Source organism: Piscirickettsia litoralis, from assembly GCF_001720395.1.
In the GTDB taxonomy this organism is placed as follows: domain Bacteria; phylum Pseudomonadota; class Gammaproteobacteria; order Piscirickettsiales; family Piscirickettsiaceae; genus Piscirickettsia; species Piscirickettsia litoralis.
This window is the reverse complement of record NZ_MDTU01000002.1, coordinates 84,857-86,292: the sequence shown is the minus strand read 5'-3', so window position 1 is coordinate 86,292 and position 1,436 is coordinate 84,857. Positions and strand designations below refer to the sequence as shown.

Below are 1,436 nucleotides of genomic sequence, written 5' to 3'. Positions count from 1 at the left end.
TAGTAGATTTGGTTTTTCCCAAAAGAAATCTGACTTATAAAAAACAGTAAGACTGCCATAAAAATGCACAAGACAACATACACCAAAAATGATTCCCTGTATATTATATTACTAGATATTAGTTTAATGTTGACCGCAGGGCTTGTTATTTTTGCTAAATGAAAAGATAGCTCTACACCTAATCCACTTGAAAATTGCCAAATTCCCAAGGAAATACCTCTATACTTTTTAGGCATCAAATCACCAGCAGCAGCATTTCCTGTAGGCTGAACTAGTACTTCAGCTCCACCTAAAAGTATATAAAAAATAATAATTACAGTAAACGGCATCAGGCTATTTACATCAAATAGTGTAGCCGCAATAACTACACTAGTGTATGATAGTATAGTTAAATTCATTCCCCACCTTAAATTCTTCAATAAGTTATTTCCTCCTTTAAACTTCTTTAAAATAAATATAGTGATTAGCATTGCTGCATACCATATAGAAATAACAGAACCAGCAGGAATTTCTCTACCCCAGATAACTCGAGCCAAATTATTTTTCACAAATAGAGTTATACTTGTTTCTGTTAATGATGCAAAAATCCAGAAAACAACACAATATAAACAGCAAACGAAAAAAATTGAAAAAATTTTTACTTTTTTCAAAATCTTTATTACTCCTTATATATATAGATATGAAAAAATACAACAATCGATAATGATGTAAAGTATATTATATATTCACACAGCGTAGCGTTAGACATTAGTAAGTAAGTGCATGCAATTCCCACAGCTAGCAATATAAAACCATAACCACTAGAGCAATAAGCGCTAGCCTTTGGATACAAGCCTCGATTCACAAAAAACACACACAATGAAATCAAGTTGAAAATAGCACCAATAAGAAATACAACACTATAACCATACTTATTAGCAGCAAAGCCAGCTAAAAAAGAAGAAATCAAACTAGAAACCGCCAGTGCCGAATAAGATAAAACAAAAGAATTCAAACGCTTTCTAGGCACTCTATCAGCGGCATTATTTAAAAGCTTCCAAATACTAGGAAGAAAGCACCCTCCACCAACGGCCATGAAAGTCAAACTTAAAGTCAAAAGTATATTTATACTAAGCAAGAAAAAACCGGCAGAGCTAAAAGTTAGCCCTATAACCAATATTTTTTTAGCATCAAGGTACTTATCTGACAAATAACCCGCAAAAAGAGGCAGACAGTAAAATAGCGAAAAAAATGATGTATTCAAATTATATGATTTAGTAGTGCCTAAATGTAGAACACCAGTAAAGTACAGAACAGTAAGAGAAAACAGAATTCCTGTTGACATCATACAGGGGATAGCAATCGCAACTGTTGCTATAATAGCCTTATTCATGACCAGCCCATCTAAACCAAAAACAAACCATTCATAGTTTTTTTATTTTTAAATTAACTACAGT

At 32.5% G+C, this 1,436-nt stretch carries 2 protein-coding genes; both read right to left on the bottom strand.

The window, feature by feature from the left end:
• Positions 1-650 (bottom strand): POT-type proton-dependent oligopeptide transporter (locus tag BGC07_RS15380; protein ID WP_158006981.1); only part of this gene is annotated, 650 nt, incomplete at its 3' end.
• An 8-nt stretch (positions 651-658) separates the two neighbouring features.
• Positions 659-1,372: an MFS transporter gene (locus BGC07_RS15375; protein ID WP_069313961.1), complete on the bottom strand. Its 714-nt coding sequence runs from the start codon at positions 1,370-1,372 to the stop codon at positions 659-661.
• Positions 1,373-1,436: the final 64 nt, after the last annotated feature.

Excerpts from the sequence above, each read along its gene's own strand:
- BGC07_RS15375 (WP_069313961.1), bottom strand. The coding sequence starts at position 1,372 with ATGAATAAGGCTATTATAGCAACAGTTGCGATTGCTATCCCCTGTATG.